General features: G+C 64.3%; 11 protein-coding genes. 3 read left to right on the top strand and 8 right to left on the bottom strand.

Annotated elements, in window-relative coordinates:
- Positions 1 to 5: 5 nt before the first annotated feature.
- Positions 6 to 1,373: a tRNA (N6-isopentenyl adenosine(37)-C2)-methylthiotransferase MiaB gene (gene miaB, locus M0534_RS07820; protein ID WP_248567867.1), complete on the bottom strand. Its 1,368-nt coding sequence runs from the start codon at positions 1,371 to 1,373 to the stop codon at positions 6 to 8.
- A gap of 672 nt (positions 1,374 to 2,045) precedes the next feature.
- Here miaB and M0534_RS07815 point away from each other — a divergent pair.
- Positions 2,046 to 3,032: an amidoligase family protein gene (locus M0534_RS07815; RefSeq protein WP_248567866.1), complete on the top strand. Its 987-nt coding sequence runs from the start codon at positions 2,046 to 2,048 to the stop codon at positions 3,030 to 3,032.
- On the top strand, positions 3,022 to 3,825 hold the full coding sequence (locus M0534_RS07810) for a gamma-glutamyl-gamma-aminobutyrate hydrolase family protein (RefSeq protein ID WP_248567865.1): 804 nt from the start codon (positions 3,022 to 3,024) through the stop codon (positions 3,823 to 3,825). Before M0534_RS07815 ends, M0534_RS07810 begins: the two co-directional genes overlap by 11 nt.
- A 350-nt stretch (positions 3,826 to 4,175) precedes the next feature.
- On the opposite strand, the gene cysQ is transcribed toward M0534_RS07810, so the two are convergent.
- The 7 genes from cysQ to M0534_RS07775 form a co-directional block, all read right to left on the bottom strand.
- The gene (gene cysQ, locus M0534_RS07805) at positions 4,176 to 4,943 is read right to left on the bottom strand and encodes a 3'(2'),5'-bisphosphate nucleotidase CysQ (RefSeq protein ID WP_248567864.1); all 768 of its coding nucleotides are present in this window, start codon (positions 4,941 to 4,943) and stop codon (positions 4,176 to 4,178) included.
- Positions 4,944 to 5,066: 123 nt separating this feature from the next.
- A complete protein-coding gene (locus M0534_RS07800; protein WP_248567863.1) occupies positions 5,067 to 6,797 on the bottom strand; it encodes a bifunctional sulfate adenylyltransferase/adenylylsulfate kinase in 1,731 nt (576 codons plus the stop codon).
- 30 nt (positions 6,798 to 6,827) lie between these two features.
- Positions 6,828 to 8,597, bottom strand: coding sequence for an SLC13 family permease (locus M0534_RS07795; RefSeq protein WP_248567862.1), 1,770 nt, complete (start codon positions 8,595 to 8,597; stop codon positions 6,828 to 6,830).
- Positions 8,598 to 8,789: 192 nt separating this feature from the next.
- Positions 8,790 to 9,668 (bottom strand): UTP--glucose-1-phosphate uridylyltransferase GalU, encoded by an 879-nt coding sequence (galU, locus tag M0534_RS07790; RefSeq protein ID WP_248567861.1) that lies wholly within the window; start codon positions 9,666 to 9,668, stop codon positions 8,790 to 8,792.
- A 28-nt stretch (positions 9,669 to 9,696) separates the two neighbouring features.
- Entirely contained in the window at positions 9,697 to 11,337 is a 1,641-nt protein-coding gene (pgi, locus tag M0534_RS07785) for a glucose-6-phosphate isomerase (protein WP_248567860.1), read from the bottom strand.
- A gap of 16 nt (positions 11,338 to 11,353) precedes the next feature.
- On the bottom strand, positions 11,354 to 12,697 hold the full coding sequence (locus tag M0534_RS07780) for a UDP-glucose dehydrogenase family protein (protein WP_248567859.1): 1,344 nt from the start codon (positions 12,695 to 12,697) through the stop codon (positions 11,354 to 11,356).
- A gap of 136 nt (positions 12,698 to 12,833) precedes the next feature.
- Entirely contained in the window at positions 12,834 to 13,841 is a 1,008-nt protein-coding gene (locus M0534_RS07775; protein ID WP_248567858.1) for an NAD-dependent epimerase, read from the bottom strand.
- Between the two features lie 114 nt (positions 13,842 to 13,955).
- Between M0534_RS07775 and metH the strand changes: the two genes are divergently transcribed.
- Positions 13,956 to 17,651: a methionine synthase gene (gene metH, locus M0534_RS07770; RefSeq protein ID WP_248567857.1), complete on the top strand. Its 3,696-nt coding sequence runs from the start codon at positions 13,956 to 13,958 to the stop codon at positions 17,649 to 17,651.

Here is a 17,651-nt window from a genome sequence, read left to right as displayed (position 1 = left end):
CTAGCTCAGGCACTGGCCGGCACGGCATCACCCGGCAGATCCTCTTCCACCGCCACGATCTCGCCGCGCAGGGAATGCGCCAGGGCATCGGTGATCCGGACCGTCACGAAGCGTCCGATCAATCGCCGTTGGCCCGGCATGTTGACCACGCGATTGTTGCCGGTGCGGCCCTTGATCTCAGTGTCGTCCTTCTTCGACACGCCATCCACCAGCACCCGCTGTTCGGTCCCCACCATGGACGCGCTGATGCGCCGGGCATTGGCCTCGATGGCGGTTTGCAGGCGCTGCAGCCGCGCCTTTTTCTCCGCCATCGGCACGCTGTCCGCCAGCGAGGCTGCCGGTGTTCCGGGGCGTGGGCTGTAGACGAAGCTGAACGACTGATCGAAACCGATCTCCTCGACCAGGGTCATGGTTTCCTCGAAGGCATCCGCGTCCTCGCCGGGGAAACCGACAATGAAATCGGAACCGATACTGATGTCCGGCCGGATTTCGCGCAGCCGGCGGATCTTGTCCTTGAACTCGTCGATGCCGTGACCGCGCTTCATCAGCCGCAGCACGAAATCGGAGCCGCTCTGCACCGGCAGGTGCAGGTGGTCCACCAGCTCAGGGATCTCGGCATAGGCCTGGATCAGGCTGTCGGAGAATTCCAGCGGATGACTGGTGGTGTAGCGGATGCGGTCGATGCCGTCGATCGCCGCCAGGAACTGGATCAGCAAAGCCAGGTCGGCGCGCGTGCCGTCCGCCATTTCGCCGTCGTAGGCGTTGACGTTCTGGCCCAGCAGCGTGACCTCGCGCACGCCCTGCTCGGCCAGCATCGCCACCTCGGCCAGCACATCGTCGAACGGCCGGCTGATCTCCTCGCCGCGGGTGTAGGGCACGACGCAGAAGCTGCAGTACTTGCTGCAGCCCTCCATGATCGAGACAAACGCCGTCGGCCCCTCGGCGCGAGGCTCCGGCAGGCGGTCGAATTTCTCGATCTCGGGAAAGCTGACATCGACCACGGGCTGACGCTCGCTGCGCGTCCGGTCGAGCATTTCCGGCAAACGGTGTAGTGTCTGCGGCCCGAACACCAGATCGACAAACGGCGCCCGCTGCTGCAGCGCCTCGCCTTCCTGGCTGGCAACGCAGCCGCCGACCCCGATAACCAAGTCGGGATTTCGCTCCTTCAGAGCCCGCCATCGGCCGAGCTCGGAGAACACTTTCTCCTGCGCCTTCTCGCGGATCGAGCAGGTATTCAGCAACAACAGATCCGCCTGTTCCGGATCATCCACCGCCTCGTAGCCACGCGCATGCCCAAGCAGCTCCGCCATCTTCGCGGAGTCGTACTCGTTCATCTGGCAACCATGGGTCCTGACGTAAACCTTCTGTTTCATGCGGACCTGACGCAACCTCTCGTCGCACCTGAAATAATAGCGCAGCGGTCACCCGCCAGCGAAGCCGGCAGAGGGTACCGCCACCGTCCCCCCGCGGGCAAGTGACAAGCGCGCGGTCATTGCTAATTGAAAGCACACCGCGTGCAGCCGCGGGAATACAACAGTGTTTCCCTAGCAGGGACAGTGGAAGTTTCTCCCTGGCCCTGTTGGCGCGGAGCGTCGTCAGGCCAGGGAGAAAGCTTGCACTGGCCCCGCCAGTGTCGGATCAGCACGAACCCCGTGCCGCGTGAGGACAAGCTTTTCCTCGGACTGACGAACCTCCGGTTCAACAGATCCGAAGAAAAACCTTCTCCTCCCCCGGCACTCTGGGGCAACCGGCACGGCAGTAGCCGTCCCGGTCTCGTCGAACCGCAGGGACCTGAAGCTGGACGGAGCAAGACCATTCGCAGCCTGGTAAGGACGGCGCAAGTCTTTGCCTGGCCCTGTTGGGCCGAAGGCACGTCAGGCCTGGTAAAGACTTACGCTGGCCCAAACGCTCGCGGAGAGGCACCGTCCCGGTCCGAAACCTGAGCGTCAGTTCGTGGCGGCTGCGGAAGCCCGCTGAAACACGTGGGATGTCCGGTAGACTGTGCCGGGCATTCTCATCATGCGGGGCCGCGAATGGACTTTCCGATGCCGGAAATACTGGACACCGCCGACGGGCGGCCGCGCCGGCTGGGCGTCGAGCTGGAATTTGCCGGTCTGCCCCTGGCTGAGATCAGCAGCCTGGTGCACGCCCTGTATGGCGGCAGGCTGGAGCGGGAAAGTGCCTTCATCCACCACATCCGCGACACCGAATGGGGCGACTTCCAGGTCGAAATCGACACCGCCCTGCTGAAGGAGCGTTCCTACCTGCGTTACCTGTCGGCGATTGGTATCGAGCTGGACGCCTCCGAGACACGCGACCGCGTGGAGGACACGCTGGCGCGGCTGGCCGGCACCGTCGTACCCCACGAGATTGTCACGCCGCCGATTCCGTTTCGCGACGTCCACCGCCTGGAGGCCCTACGCGAGCGGCTCCAGCAGGCCCATGCCCGCGGCACCCGGGCCTCGGTGCTGTATGCCTTCGGTCTGCACCTGAACCCGGAGGTGATCCGCCTTGACGGTGACGCGATCCTGCGGCACCTGCGGGCCTTCCTGCTGCTCTGGGACTGGCTGGTAACGCGCGGCGAGATCGACTGGAGCCGCCGCATGACGCCGTACATCAACGAATTTCCGCCGGACTACCGGCACCTGGTGCTCGACGAGGCCTACCAACCGGATAGTGAATCCCTGCTGCGCGACTACCTGCGCTACAACGCGACCCGCAACCGCGCACTGGACCTGCTACCCGTTTTCCGCCAACTGCACGGCGACCAGGCGGTGCACGGCGTGCCCGATGCGGCACTGGTCAAGCCTCGCCCGGCATTCCATTACCGACTGCCGAATTGCCGCATCGACGAACCCGACTGGACGCTGGCCGATGAGCTGAAGGGCTGGCTTGCCGTCGAATGGCTGGCCAATCGGGACGCCCTGATGCAGACCATGATCCATTCCTGGCGCACGCGCACCGATGTCGCGGTCAGCTCGGTGGACCAGGTCTGGGCGGACCGCTGCCGGCACTGGCTGAATGGCTTCTGAGCGACGCCACCGACCCTGCATCGGTGTCACCGGACCGGACCGGGGCGGGCAGGCGGCCTGGCTTTTTACCGCGCTGGCCGTGTACCTGGCGGGTGGACGACCACGGCGAATCCGGCCACGGCATCGCCAGCGCATGCCGGGCCTGGACGGGCTGATCATCGGCGGGGGTGCCGATGTCGACCCGGCGCTTTACGGCGAAACGCGGGTGGTGCCACCGTTGCGGGAATTGCGCCGCCGCAGTGGCAGCCTGTCCGGCTTCCTGCTGAGTCTGCTGCTGTTCCCGCTGATCTGGATCGCACGTCGTCTATCCGGTCTGCGGGGCCGGCACGGCGGCGACCGGGACCGGGACGCGCTGGAAACCGAACTGCTGCAGCAGGCACTTGCCGAGGGCAAGCCCGTACTCGGCATCTGTCGCGGCGCGCAACTGCTGAACGTGGTGAACGGCGGCACGCTGTATCAGGAGCTATCGGATTACTACGACGAGGCGCCGAACCTGGACACCATCTGGCCGCTGAAAACCGTGGATCTGGTCAGCGACAGCCGACTGGCCATGGTCCTGGGCCGGACCCGCTGCCCGGTGAACTCCCTCCACCGGCAGGCGATCCGTGACCCGGGCAACAAGCTGGTGGTGGTCGCCCGGGACCGGCAGAACGTCACCCAGGCCATCGAACTGGAGGCCGAAACCTGGGTCATCGGCGTGCAGTGGCATCCGGAATACCTGCCGCAACGCCGGGAACAACGCCGCCTGTTCCGCGCGCTGGTGACCGCGGCAGGACAGAACCGCGGCACCTGAACGCAAGGCGCCGGAGCTAGGGAATCACTGATTTATTTCCGCCTCTGCGTTGGTGTCCGCATTTTTCCAAGGCAATGTTCCCTCCAGCGCAGGAATGCACGCGGTGTCAGGCATCCCGGTGCAGCTGGGTCTCCCAGGAGAATTAAGGCCATGGAAAAACCGGGCAGACTGGCCGGCCAGGCCAATTCGATAACGGCTCACACCGCGCGGGTCCGCTACGCTTGACCCGCCCTACACGTCTGGCCAGAAGCAGGTTGCCGTGGGTAGTGGGGCTACCGAACCGGCACCGCGTCCTTCCAGATGACCAAAACCGGTCTCGGGCGCAGGCGCGGAAATAAATCAGTGTTTCCCTAGCGCCCGACCAGGAAATACGGGTTGAGCAAGGATTCCTTGTTGTAACGCAACGGCTCACGGGATCCGTCCGCCAGCACCACCTTGCCACCGGCGGCCTCGACAATGGCCTGGCCGGCACCGGTATCCCACTCCATGGTCGGGCCGAAGCGGGGATACAGGGTCGCCCGGCCCTCCGCCACCGCGCAGAACTTGAGCGAACTGCCGACCGGCACCGAATCCGCGACCTGGATGGTATCGAGGAACGCCGCCAGCTCGCCGGATGGATGGGAACGACTCTTCACCACCGCGTGGCCCTCACCCGGTGCCGGCGCGCGGACCTGCAAGGCCTTGCGGCTGCCGCCGGCATGCTGCACCCAGGCCCGATCGCCAACCATGCCGACATAGATTGCGTCCAGGGCCGGCGCGACAATCACCCCCCAGACCGGCCGGCCTTTCTCGATCAAGGCGATGTTGACCGTGAACTCGCCGTTGCGCTTGATGAACTCCTTGGTGCCGTCCAGCGGGTCCACCAGCCAGAACCGGTCCCAGGCGCGACGCTCGGCATAGGGAATGTCGCGCCCCTCCTCCGAGAGCAACGGGATCTCCGGCGTCAGCCGCCGGATCCCGGCCTCGATCACCCGATGCGACGCCCGGTCCGCCGCAGTCAGCGGCGACTCATCCGCCTTGGCCTCGACATCGAAGTCGGAACCGTTGTAGACGGCAAGAATCGCATCGCCGGCCTCGCGGGCGAGTGCGATGACTTCGTCGAAGGGAATTGTGGGCATGAAAACCTCGAAAGAAAAAAGTGTTCAGTTTTCAGTGTTCAGACGGTGCCGTGGAGCTGGAATGGCCCTGTCTGAAAACTGAAACCTGAACACTGAATCCTCGACAACGACTGAGGCCCCGCCTCAGTCGTTGTCGATATACCCCTGCTTCTCCAGCTGCAGCAGGATCTGCTGGGCCAGTTCGTCGGCGCTGTACCTGGAGGTATCGACTACGACCTCGGCCTGTTCCGGCGCCTCGTAGGGATCATCGATACCCGTGAACTGCTTGATCAGGCCGGCCCGGGCCTTGGCGTACAGGCCCTTGCGGTCCCGCTGTTCGCAGACCTCCAGAGGCGTGGCCACATGCACCTCGATGAAGCCGCCGTACTGGGACACCATCTCGCGCACGGTGCGCCGCGTGGCGCGGTAGGGTGCAATCGGCGCGCAGATGGCGATCCCGCGGTTCTTGGTGATCTCGCTGGCCACATAGCCGATACGCTGGATATTCAGCTCCCGGTGTTCCTTGGAGAACCCGAGTTCGCTGGACAGGTGCTTGCGCACCAGGTCGCCGTCCAGCAGCGTCACCGGCCGCGTGCCGACTTCCATCAGCTTGGCCATCAGCACGTTGGCTATCGTGGACTTGCCGGAGCCGGACAGGCCGGTAAAGAACACCGTGAAGCCCTGCTGACGCTTGGGCGGGAAGGCCTGCCGCAGATGCGCAATGACCTGGGGATAGGAGAACCAGTCCGGCAGATCCAGGCCTTCCTTCAGCCGCCGACGGAGCTCGGTCCCGGAGATGTTCAGTACCCGGGCGCCTTCCGGCACCTCGGAGCGCGGCACGTACTGGGCGCGGTCCTCGACGTACACCATTTCCTCGAAGGGCTGCATGGTGATGCCGAGTTCTGCCTCGAAGCTGCGCACCAGCTCCTGCGCATCGTAGGGTCCGTAGAAATCCTCGCCCTGGCCGTTTTTGCCCGGGCCGGCATGATCCCGGCCGACGATGAATCGGCTGCAACCGTGATTCTTGCGGATGATCGCGTGCCAGACCGCCTCCCGCGGGCCGCCCATGCGCATGGCCAGCGGCAGCAGCGACAAGGTCGTGGTCTGCTCCGGGAAGTGCTTGACCACTTCCTGGTAACACCGCACGCGGATGAAGTAGTCGACGTCACCCGGCTTGGTCATGCCCACCACCGGGTGGATCAGCAGATTCGCGGCACCGGTCTGCGAGGCGCGCTTGGCCAACTCCACATGGGCCCGGTGCATCGGGTTCCGGGTCTGGAAGGCCACCACGTTGTTCCAGCCCAGCTTGGCAAACCACTCACGCAATTCGCGCGGCGTGTGCCGCAGATGCTTGAAGGTGTGGTGCGGCGGCAGCTCCAGGCCCTCCAGCCGACCGCCCAGATACACCGGATTGCATTGGTTGAACAGCCGGAAGACCTCCGGATGCGCATCGTCGGCAGCGCCGTAGACCAGCTCTGCCTCGCGCTTGAAGTCCGGCCGGTAGATATCCTCCACCGTCATCACCGCCAGCACCATGCCTTCCGGGTGGCGCAATGCGATTCGGTCGCCCGCCTGAAGGCCCTCGACGAAGGCTTCCGCCACATCCAGGTTGATCGGGATCGGCCACAGTGTGCCGTCCGCCAAACGCATATCGGTGCAGACGCTGTCGTAATCCCGTTCGGTCAGGAAGCCGTACAACGGCGAGAACCCGCCGTTCAGCAGCAATTCGGTATCACAGACCTGACGCTCGGTCAGATCCCAGGATCGTAGATCCACGGCCTCGGCCTTGAGCTGCTCGACGCGTTCCGGCGCCGCCAGCAGTTCCCGCAGTGCACCGCCATGCGGTTCCACCAGATCGGATGTCGACTCAGTCATGATTCACCTCGAAATACCAATATCGGTTGTTCAGAACGGCCAGACCAGCGGGATGACGAGCACCGCGATCAGGCCGGTTACAAGATTCAGCGGCAGCCCCAGCCGAAAATAATCGCTGAAGCGGTAGCCCCCGGGCCCCATGACCATCAGGTTGGTCTGGTAGCCGATCGGTGTCGCAAAACTGGCCGAGGCGGCGAGCATGACGCCGATCACAAAGGGCAGGTAGTCGAGCCCGAGATCCCCCGCCACCGCAAAGGCGATCGGGAACATCAGGACCGCCGCCGCGTTGTTCGTGATCACCGCCGTGAACAGCGCGGTCAGCAGGTAGATCACACCCAGGTTGACCCAGGGATTGTCCCCGGTCACACCGATCACTGTCTGCGCCGTGGTCACGGCGACGCCGGTCTTGTCCATCGCAAGGCCCACGCCGAAGGCAGCAGCAATCACCAGCAGCACCGACCAGTCGATGCTGCGTCGTGCGGCCTCCACCCCGACACAGCGCGTCACGATCATACCGGCGGCCGCCAGCAGCGCCCCTTCCATCATGCTGAGCCAGCCGAAGGTGACCACCAGCACCATGAGCACCAGCAGGGCCAGCGCAATCGGGGCCTTTTCGTGCCGCGGCGTCACCGAATCCTCCAGTTTGCTGACCAGAAAGAAATCGCGATTATTGCGCTGCTGCTCCAGAAACACCGGCCGCGCCTCCATCAGCAGGGTATCGCCGGGGCGCAGTACGATATCACCAACCTTCTGCCGCAGCCGCTCGCCATCCCGGGCCACGGCGATCACCACCGCGTCATACAGGGAGCGAAATCGGCCGTCGCGTATGCTCTTGCCCACCACCGGGCAGCTTCCCGAAACCACCGCTTCGACCAGCGTCCGCTGCGAGCGATGCCCCTCGAGCTTGAACACCTGGTCCGTTGCCGGGCTCAGGCCACGGATCTTCTGCAGCTCCGCCACCGAGTCAACCACACCGACGAACAGCAGCCGGTCGCCGGACTGCAATTCCTCCTGCGGGGTGACCGCCGGCAGTATGGTACCGTCCCGATCAATTTCCGCCAGAAACATGCCCGACAGGTGACGCAGGCCGGCGGCTTCGACGCTGCGCCCGACCAGCGGACCATCCCGGTCCACCAGCATCTCCACCGAATACTCGCGCGGATCGCCCATCTGGCTCAGCACCGGACGCCGGTCCGGCAGCAGCCAGCGCGTGGTCAGCAGGATGAAGGCAAGCCCCACCAGCGCCACCGGCACGCCGACCCAGGCCAGGTCGAACATGCGTAGACCGTCATGCTCGGTGCTGTCGATGATCAGGCCGTTGACCACCAGGTTGGTACTGGTGCCGATCAGCGTGCAGGTGCCGCCGAGGATCGCCGCATAGCTCAGCGGAATCATCAGTTTCGAACTGGCCAGGTTGAATTTCCGGGCCCACTCGCTGACCGCCGGGATCAGCATGGCGACCACTGGCGTGTTGTTCAGAAAGGCGCTGAGAAATGCCACGGGGCTCATCAGCCGCAGCTGGGCGTGGCCCAGCGAGCGCGGACGGCCGAGCACCCGCTGCACGATCCAGTGGATGCCACCTGTCTCCTGCAGACCGGCCACCACCACGTAGAGCACGGCGACCGTGATCAGGCCCTGGTTGCCCAGGCCGCGAAACGCCTCCGCCGGCGTCAGCACCCCTGCCACCAGCAACACGGTGAGCCCGCCGAGGAAAACCATGTCGGCCGCCAGCCGGGTCAGGCTGAGAATACCCAGCATCGCGACCACGACCGCCACCGTTAACCAGGCTTCAACCCCCACCGCGACTGTACGCCTCCCTGCCGTGCCAACTGTCTACCCGGAAACCGAGGGGGACCCATGCACGCCAGTGCCGCAGCACGGCGGAACGTCATCGGCAGGCCTGCCGATGTTCCCCAATGCTGCGGCACTCTATAGTCAAGCACGGCGCCTGCCAACGTAGCAGTCGCTATATGCTTAGCACGGCGGGAGATTTCAGTCGCTACTGCGCTGCCGCAAATAGGCGGCGAACTCGGTACCCAACTCGGGGTGACGCAGGCCGTATTCCAGGGTTGCCTTCAGATAACCGAGCTTGCTACCGCAATCGTAGCGGTGACCCTCGAATTCGTGGGCCAGGATCTGTTCCTGATCCAGCAACGCCGCGATGGCGTCGGTGAGCTGGATCTCGCCGCGCTGGTCGGGCCGCGTGGCCTCCAGCAGATCGAAGATGGCCGGCGTCAGGATATAGCGTCCGACCACGGCAAGGTCGGATGGCGCCTGCTCCGGATCGGGCTTCTCGACAATTCCGCTGAGCTTCGACAGACGCGGCCCGAACTCGCTGCTGCTGACCACACCGTACTTGTCGGTCTCCTGTTTCGGCACCCGCTCGACGCCAAGGATTGAACACTGGTGCGCCTGGTACTGCCTCGCCATCTGCAACAGCACCGGATCACTGCCGCCATCAATCAGATCGTCGGCCAGGATCACCCCGAACGGCTCGTTGCCGACCACCGGCCGCGCGCAGGCCACCGCGTGCCCCAGCCCCAGGGCCTCGCCCTGGCGGATGTAGATGCAGTTGACCCCGTCCGGCACGGTGTTCCGCACCAGGTCCAGCATGCGTTGCTTGCCCTTGGCCTCAAGCTCGACTTCTAGTTCATAGGCCTTGTCGAAATGGTCCTCGATGGCTCGCTTGGTCCGACCTGTGATGAACACCAGGGTATCCGCGCCGGCCGCGACCGCCTCCTCCACCGCATACTGGATCAGCGGCCGGTCAACCACCGGCAGCATCTCCTTCGGGCTGGCCTTGGTCGCGGGCAGAAACCGCGTGCCCAGCCCGGCAACCGGAAACACAACCTTGCGAATGCTGTCAGCCATGAGTGCTCCTTGTGACCATGCGTGTGATTCAGCGCTTGCCGCGCAGATAACGCAGCAAGCCGAGTGTGGAAGGATCCATGTCAACCGGAGCAGATTCGCCAGTCACCGCCGGCAGCAACTCCGCGGCCAGCCGCTTGCCCAGCTCGACGCCCCATTGATCGAACGGATTGACCTGCCAGATGACGCTCTGCACAAAGACCTTGTGTTCGTAGAGCGCCACCAGCATGCCCAGTGTGTAGGGATCCAGTCGCTCGAACAGCAGGGTATTGCTGGGCTTGTTGCCGGGATGCACCTTGTGCGGCACGGCGCGCTCGATGGCGGCCTCGGCCATGCCCGAGGCCCGCATGTCGGCCCGTGCCTGGTCTTCCGACTGACCCTCCATCAGCGCCCGACTCTGGGCGAAACAGTTGGCCAGCGCCAGATCATGGTGACGCGGATACTCCGAGGAACCGTTCACCGGCGCCAGGAAATCGGCGGTCACCAGCGATGTCCCCTGGTGCAGCAACTGGTAAAAGGAATGCTGGGCATTGGGCCCCACCTCTCCCCAGACGATGGGACAGCTTTCCCAGGCCAGCGGCCTGCCCTCCCGGGTCACGCACTTGCCGTTGCTTTCCATTTCCAGCTGCTGCAGATAGGCCGGAAAGCGATGCAGACGATGGTCATAAGGCAGCACGACATGGCCGCTGGCGCCGAGAAAATTGCGATACCAGACGCCGGTCAGGGCCAGGATCACCGGCAGATTCTGCTCCAGCGGTGCATCGCGCAGGTGTTCGTCCATGGCATGAAAGCCATCCAGCATGGCCTCGAAGTGATCCATGCCGATGGCCATCGCCAGCGGCAGCCCCACCGCGGAGGCCAGCGAATAGCGGCCACCGACCCAGTCCCAGATGTGAAAGCGATTCGCCTGCGGGATGCCGTACTCCGCCATCGCATGGTCATTCGCCGAGACACCGAGAAAATGCCCGGCCATGGCCTCCGGGTCATCCACATGGCGCATGAACCAGTCGCGCGCGGTGCGCGCATTGGTCATGGTATCCAGGGTGGTAAAGGACTTGGACGAGACGATGAACAAGGTGGTCTTCGGATTGACCCGTTCCAGCACGTCGGTGACATGCACGCCGTCGATGCTGGAGACGAAATGCATGCGGATGGCATTGCTGCGGAACGGCGCCAGCGCCTCGGTGGCCATGACCGCGCCCAGGTCCGAGCCGCCGACCCCGACATTGACCACGTCGGTGATCGCCCGCCCGGTACAACCCCGGTACTCGCCCCGATGCAGCCGGTTGACGAACAGCCGCATCCGGACACGTTCCCGATACACCTCCGGCACCACGTTGACGCCATCGACATAGACCGCATCGTCGCCGCGCGTCCGCAGCGCGGTATGAAGCGCCGGACGGTCTTCCGTGTCATTGACGTGTTCGCCCCGGAACAACCGCTCGATCCAGTCCGCAAGGCCACGCTCGCGCGCCAGATCCAGCAGCAGCGACAGCGTCTCGCCGGTCGCCAACTGCTTGGAATAATCCAGCAGCAGGGGCCCGCACCTCAGGCTGAAGCGGTCAAAGCGCTCCGTATCATCGGCAAACAGGCTGGCGATGGTACGCCCTTGCATCGCGGTTGCATGCGTTTCCAGGGCATGCCAGGCAGGACTTCCGCTGTCAGCCGTCATTCCGTCTCCCGGATACTCAGTGGCGATGGACACTGTCTCCGCGGCCGATGGCGTAATAGGTGAAACCGAGATCGGCCAGACGCTGCGGATCATAGAGATTGCGTCCGTCGAAGATAACAGGCTCGCTCAGCATTGTGCGGATGCGTTGCATGTCCGGACTCCGGAACGACTGCCACTCGGTGCAAATCGCCAGCGCATCGGCCCCCTCCAGGGTCTCCATTGGATCATCGAGCAGCAGCAGATCGTCACGCTCACCGTAGATGCGAAGAGTCTCGGGCATGGCTTCCGGGTCATGGGCCCGGACACGAGCGCCCGCCTGCCACAGGGCTTCCATCAGGCTGCGGCTGGGAGCCTCGCGCATGTCGTCGGTATTGGGTTTGAAGGCGAGCCCCCAGAGCGCCACCGTGCGCCCGCGCAGGCCATCGGCACCGTAATGCCGGAGCATGCGCTGGAACAGCACTTGCTTCTGACGCGCGTTGACTGCCTCTACAGCGTCCAGCACCAGTGGCTCGTATTCAACTCCGCGCGAGGTCCGTGCCAGCGCCTTGACGTCCTTCGGAAAACAGGAACCACCGTAGCCGCAGCCCGGATAGATGAAGTGATAGCCGATCCGGGGATCCGAGCCGATGCCATGCCGCACCTGCTCAATGTCCGCGCCCAGGCGCTCGGCCAGACCGGCAAGCTCGTTCATGAAGCTGATCTTGGTCGCCAGCATCGCATTGGCCGCGTACTTGGTCAGTTCCGCGGAGCGCACGTCCATCACGATCAGCTTGTCATGGCTGCGACTGAAGGGCCGATACAGCTCCCGCATCAATTCGGCAGCCCGCTCATCGTCACTGCCGACAATGATCCGGTCGGGCTTGGTGAAATCGGCAATCGCCGCGCCCTCTTTCAGGAACTCGGGATTGGACACCACGCTGAACGGATAGTCGGCGCCGCGGGTGGCCAGGGCCTCATCCAGGGTCGCGCGCACGCGGTCGGCGGTGCCAACCGGCACCGTCGATTTGTCGACCACCACGCGGTAGCCGTCCATGTGCTCGCCAATGGACCGGGCCACCGCCAGCACATACTGCAGATCGGCGGAGCCGTCCTCGTCCGGCGGCGTGCCGACGGCAATGAATTGCAGCAGACCGAATGCAACGGCCTCAGCCACATCGGTGGTAAACCGCAGCCGGTCGGCATCGCGGTTCCGGGCAATGATGTCATCCAGGCCGGGCTCGTAGATCGGCACCTCGCCGCGATTCAACCGCGCCACCTTGTCCGCATCGATATCGACGCAGAGCACTTCGTTGCCGGCGTCCGCCAGACACGCGCCGGTCACCAGACCGACATAACCGCTACCAAAAATCGTGATCTTCATGCTGTCCCTGTGCTCGATTCAACGTTGAATACGTAACCCGGCCGGGGGTTTCCGAATGCCCGCCTGCCGAGGCGCGCATCGGATCTTATAGGAAACACTGATTTATTCCCGCGTCTGCGAAAGGATTCAGTGTTTCCTATACTCCGTAATATCCCCGGTACCAGTCCACGAACCGCTGCACGCCCACCTCGATCGGCGTGTCCGGCCGGTAGCCCACATCATGGGCCAGATCCGTGGTATCCGCCGCCGTGTCCGGCACATCCCCCGGCTGCTGCGGCAGCAACTGCTTGTCCGCCTTGCGCCCCAGACAGTCCTCAATCACCTCGATATAGCGCATCAGATTCACCGGCTGACCATTGCCGATGTTGTAGATCCTGTAGGGCACATTGCTACTGGCCGGGTCCGGCGCGACCGCCTGCCAATCGGGATTGGCGCTGGCCACCCGGTCGAGGCTGCGCATCACGCCCTCGGTAATATCGTCGATGTAGGTGAAATCGCGTTGGTGCCGGCCGTCGTTATGCACCGGAATCGGCCTTCCGTGCAGGATCCGGTCGACAAACTTGAACAGCGCCATGTCGGGACGCCCCCAGGGACCATACACGGTAAAGAAACGCAGGCCGGTCACGGGCAAACCGTGGAGGTGTGCGTAGCTATGCGCCATCAACTCGTTGGCCTTCTTGGTCGCCGCGTACATCGACAAGGGATGGTCCACCGCATGGTGCTCCGAGAACGGGAACTGCCGATTACCGCCATAGACCGAGCTGGAAGAGGCGAACACGAGATGGGCGACGCCGGCACGCTGACAGCCATCCAGTACATTCATGAAACCGACCAGGTTGCTGTCGACATAGGCGTGCGGGTGACTGACCGAATACCCGACCCCGGCCTGTGCACCGAGATGCACGACCCGATCGAATCCGGCCCCGGCGAACAGGGCCGCCATGTCGTCACGATCGGCCAGGTCCAGGCGCTGGAAGGAGAAGCCATCGCGGGCCTGCAGGCGGGCAAGGCGCGCCTCCTTCAGCGCCACATCGTAATAATTGTTGAGGTTGTCCAGACCAACCACCTGGTCGCCACGGTCCAGCAACCGGTGGCACACATCGGCGCCGATGAAGCCGGCCGCGCCGGTCACGAGTACCCGCATTCCCTGTCAGTCTCCGTCCGGGCTGAAAGCGGCAATGGTGCCCTGCACACACACCGACTGTCGATTGGGTATACTACGCGGCCGCTCGCGTCCACGAAAAACCGTTGATTCTCCATGCCTGACACGACACAGACCCTCGGCCGCCTGCTCGCGGAGCGCATCCTGCTGCTGGATTCGGGCATGGGCACGATGATCCAGCAGTACCCGCTGACCGAAGAAGATTTCCGGGGCGAGCGTTTCCGGGATCACCGCTCGGACCTGAAGGGCAACAACGACCTGCTGGTCCTGACCCGGCCGGATCTGATCCGGGAGATTCACGACCGCAATCTCGCGGCCGGTGCCGACATCCTCGAGACCAACACCTTCAGTTCCACCACCATCGCGCAGGCGGATTACCAGCTCGAGGAGCTGGCCTACGAACTGAACGTGGAAGCTGCGCGCCTGGCCAAGGCGTCCTGCACGGCGGCCATGGCGGAACAGCCGGACTGGCCACGTTTCGTCGCCGGCGCGCTGGGGCCCACCAACAGGACTGCATCGATTTCCCCGGACGTGAACAATCCGGGCTACCGCAACGTCAGCTTCGAACAACTGCGTGCGGCCTACCTGCAGGCAGCACGCGGATTGGTCGACGGGGGCGCCGACCTGCTGCTGATCGAGACCATCTTCGACACGCTCAACGCGAAGGCGGCGATCTACGCCATCGAAGAGTTGTTCGACGAACTGGGCTACCGCGTGCCGGTGATGATCTCCGGCACCATCACCGATGCCTCCGGCCGCACGCTGTCCGGCCAGACCACCGAGGCCTTCTGGAACTCGGTGCGCCACGCCCAGCCGTTCACGGTGGGCCTGAACTGCGCCCTGGGCGCCGAGCAGATGCGTCCCTTCGTGCAGGAAATTTCCCGGGTTGCCGACACCTACACCACGATCTATCCGAACGCCGGGCTGCCCAATGAATTCGGCGAATACGACCAGTCACCGGACTACATGGCCGGGCTGGTACGGGATTTCGCCGAAAGCGGCTTCGTCAACATCGTCGGCGGCTGCTGCGGCACCACCCCCGAGCACATCGCCGCGATCCGCGAGGCCGTTGCCGACTGCCCGCCACGCAGGATTCCGCAGCGTGAGCCGGCAATGCGCCTGTCCGGCCTGGAGCCGTTCAATATCGGTGCCGACAGCCTGTTCGTGAATGTCGGCGAGCGCACCAATGTGACCGGATCGGCGCGATTCAAGCGCCTGATCAAGGAAGGTGATTACGACACCGCGCTGGAGGTCGCCCGCGACCAGGTGGAGGGCGGCGGCCAGGTAATCGACGTCAATATGGACGAGGGCATGCTGGATGCCCGGCAGGCGATGGTCGACTTCCTCAACCTGATGGCCGCCGAACCGGACATCGCCCGGGTGCCGGTGATGGTGGACTCCTCGAAATGGGAGGTGCTGGAGGCGGGCCTGCAGTGCGTGCAGGGCAAGGCCATCGTCAACTCCATCTCGCTCAAGGAGGGCGAGGAGCCGTTCCTCGCCCAGGCCCACAGCATCAAGCGCTATGGCGCGGCCACTGTGGTCATGGCCTTTGACGAGGACGGCCAGGCGGACACCTACGAGCGGCGCATCGAGATCTGCGAGCGGGCCTACCGGCTACTGGTGGACCAGGCCGGGTTCCCGCCGCAGGACATCATTTTCGACCCAAACATCTTCCCGGTGGCCACCGGCATTCCGGAACATGACAACTACGGCATCGATTTCATCGAGGCCACGCGCTGGATCAAGCAGAACCTGCCCCACGCCCGGGTCTCCGGTGGCCTGTCCAATCTGTCCTTCTCGTTCCGCGGCAACAACGTGGTCCGCGAGGCCATGCACTCGGCATTTCTGTATCACGCCATCAAGGCCGGCATGGACATGGCGATCGTCAACGCGGGCCAGATCGAGATCTACGACGACATCCCGAAGGATCTGCTGGAACGGGTCGAGGACGTCATCCTCAACCGCCGCCCGGATGCCACTGAGCGCTTGCTGGACTTCGCCGAATCAGTCAAGGGTGATGGCGGCGGCAAGGTTCGGGTGGAGGATCTGGCCTGGCGCGAGCAACCGGTGGAGAAGCGCCTGGAGCATGCCCTGGTCAAGGGCATTATCGACTACATCGATGCCGATACCGAGGAGGCCCGGCAGCAGGCCAGCCGTCCAATCGAGGTCATCGAGGGGCCGCTGATGGACGGCATGAACGTGGTCGGCGATCTGTTCGGCGAAGGCAAGATGTTCCTGCCCCAGGTGGTCAAGTCCGCCCGCGTGATGAAGAAGGCCGTGGCCTACCTGCTGCCCTACATCGAGGCGGAGAAGGACGGCGGCGAGAACAAGCCCGCCGGCCATATCCTGATGGCCACGGTCAAGGGCGATGTCCACGACATCGGCAAGAACATCGTTGGCGTGGTGCTTCAGTGCAACAACTTCAAGGTCACCGATATCGGTGTCATGCAGCCGGCGGAGAAGATCCTGCAGACCGCCATCGACGAGGGGGTGGACATCATCGGACTGTCCGGCCTGATCACACCCTCGCTGGAAGAGATGGTGAACGTCGCGAAGGAAATGCAGCGCCGCGGCATGCAGCAGCCCCTCCTGATCGGCGGCGCGACCACCTCGCGGGTGCACACCGCGGTGAAGATTGCGCCCGGCTACGAGCATGAGGTGATCTACGTCAAGGATGCCTCGCGTGCCGTCGGCGTGGCCTCCAACCTGGTCAGCGAGACACGGCGCGAGGCCTACGTGGCGGGCATCCGCGAGGAGTACGCGCGGGTCCGGGAAAACCACGCCGCGCGGCAGAAGAAACAGAAATGGCTGCGCATCGCCGATGCGCGCGCCAATGCCACGGTAATCGACTGGCAGGCCTTCGAACCGCTGGCGCCCCGGCAGCCCGGGGTTCAGGTGCTGGATGACTACCCGCTGCGCGAGCTGGTGGATTACATCGACTGGACGCCGTTCTTCAAATCCTGGGAGCTGGCGGGCAGCTACCCGGCGATCCTGGACGACCCGGTGGTTGGTGATCAGGCCCGCCAGCTGCTCGACGATGCCCGGGCGATGCTCGAACGGATCGTCGACGAGGGCTGGCTGCAGGCACGCGGGGTCTACGGCATCTTCCCGGCCAATACGGTCGGCGATGACGTCGAACTGTATCGCGATGCCTCGCGCGACAGCGCGCTGATCACGCTACACCAACTGCGCCAGCAGACCGAACGTCCCGCCGGCAGACCCAATCAATGCCTGGCGGACTTCATCGCACCGAAGGACAGCGGCAAGGCGGATCACATCGGCGCCTTCGCGGTGACCGCCGGTATCGGTATCGATGAACATATCGCCCGCTTTGAAGCGGATCATGACGATTACAACAGCATCCTGCTCAAGGCGCTGGCCGACCGGCTGGCCGAGGCCTTCGCGGAACGCCTGCATGAGCGCGTGCGAAAGGAATTCTGGGGCTACCAAGCGGATGAGGCGCTGAGCAACCAGGACCTGATCAAGGAGCGCTACCAGGGTATCCGGCCGGCCGCCGGCTATCCGGCCTGCCCGGACCACACCGAAAAGGACCTGATCTGGGAACTTCTGGAGGTGGAGCAGCGGATCGGCCTGCGCCTCACGGAAAGCCGGGCCATGGTGCCAACGGCGGCGGTCAGCGGCCTGTATTTCGCGCATCCCGAGAGCCGTTATTTCGGCCTGGGCCGGATTTACCAGGATCAGGTGGAGGATTACGCCCGTCGCAAGGGAATGTCCCGGCGCGAGATCGAGCGCTGGCTGGCGCCCAATCTCGGCTATGAGCCGGACGACTAG

This window comes from Methylonatrum kenyense, from assembly GCF_023195885.1.
In the GTDB taxonomy this organism is placed as follows: Bacteria; Pseudomonadota; Gammaproteobacteria; order Nitrococcales; family Aquisalimonadaceae; genus Methylonatrum; species Methylonatrum kenyense.
Note: the sequence above shows the minus strand (reverse complement) of the source record. Positions and strands in the feature narration are given on the sequence as shown.

What these genes read in the sequence shown, in the direction of transcription:
- miaB (WP_248567867.1), bottom strand. Translation starts at nt 1,373, where the DNA reads ATGAAACAGAAGGTTTACGTCAGGACCCATGGTTGCCAGATGAACGAG.
- M0534_RS07815 (WP_248567866.1), top strand. Translation starts at nt 2,046, where the DNA reads ATGCCGGAAATACTGGACACCGCCGACGGGCGGCCGCGCCGGCTGGGC.
- pgi (WP_248567860.1), bottom strand. Translation starts at nt 11,337, where the DNA reads ATGACGGCTGACAGCGGAAGTCCTGCCTGGCATGCCCTGGAAACGCAT.
- galU (WP_248567861.1), bottom strand. Translation starts at nt 9,668, where the DNA reads ATGGCTGACAGCATTCGCAAGGTTGTGTTTCCGGTTGCCGGGCTGGGC.
- metH (WP_248567857.1), top strand. Translation starts at nt 13,956, where the DNA reads ATGCCTGACACGACACAGACCCTCGGCCGCCTGCTCGCGGAGCGCATC.
- M0534_RS07780 (WP_248567859.1), bottom strand. Translation starts at nt 12,697, where the DNA reads ATGAAGATCACGATTTTTGGTAGCGGTTATGTCGGTCTGGTGACCGGC.
- cysQ (WP_248567864.1), bottom strand. Translation starts at nt 4,943, where the DNA reads ATGCCCACAATTCCCTTCGACGAAGTCATCGCACTCGCCCGCGAGGCC.
- M0534_RS07810 (WP_248567865.1), top strand. Translation starts at nt 3,022, where the DNA reads ATGGCTTCTGAGCGACGCCACCGACCCTGCATCGGTGTCACCGGACCG.
- M0534_RS07775 (WP_248567858.1), bottom strand. Translation starts at nt 13,841, where the DNA reads ATGCGGGTACTCGTGACCGGCGCGGCCGGCTTCATCGGCGCCGATGTG.
- M0534_RS07800 (WP_248567863.1), bottom strand. Translation starts at nt 6,797, where the DNA reads ATGACTGAGTCGACATCCGATCTGGTGGAACCGCATGGCGGTGCACTG.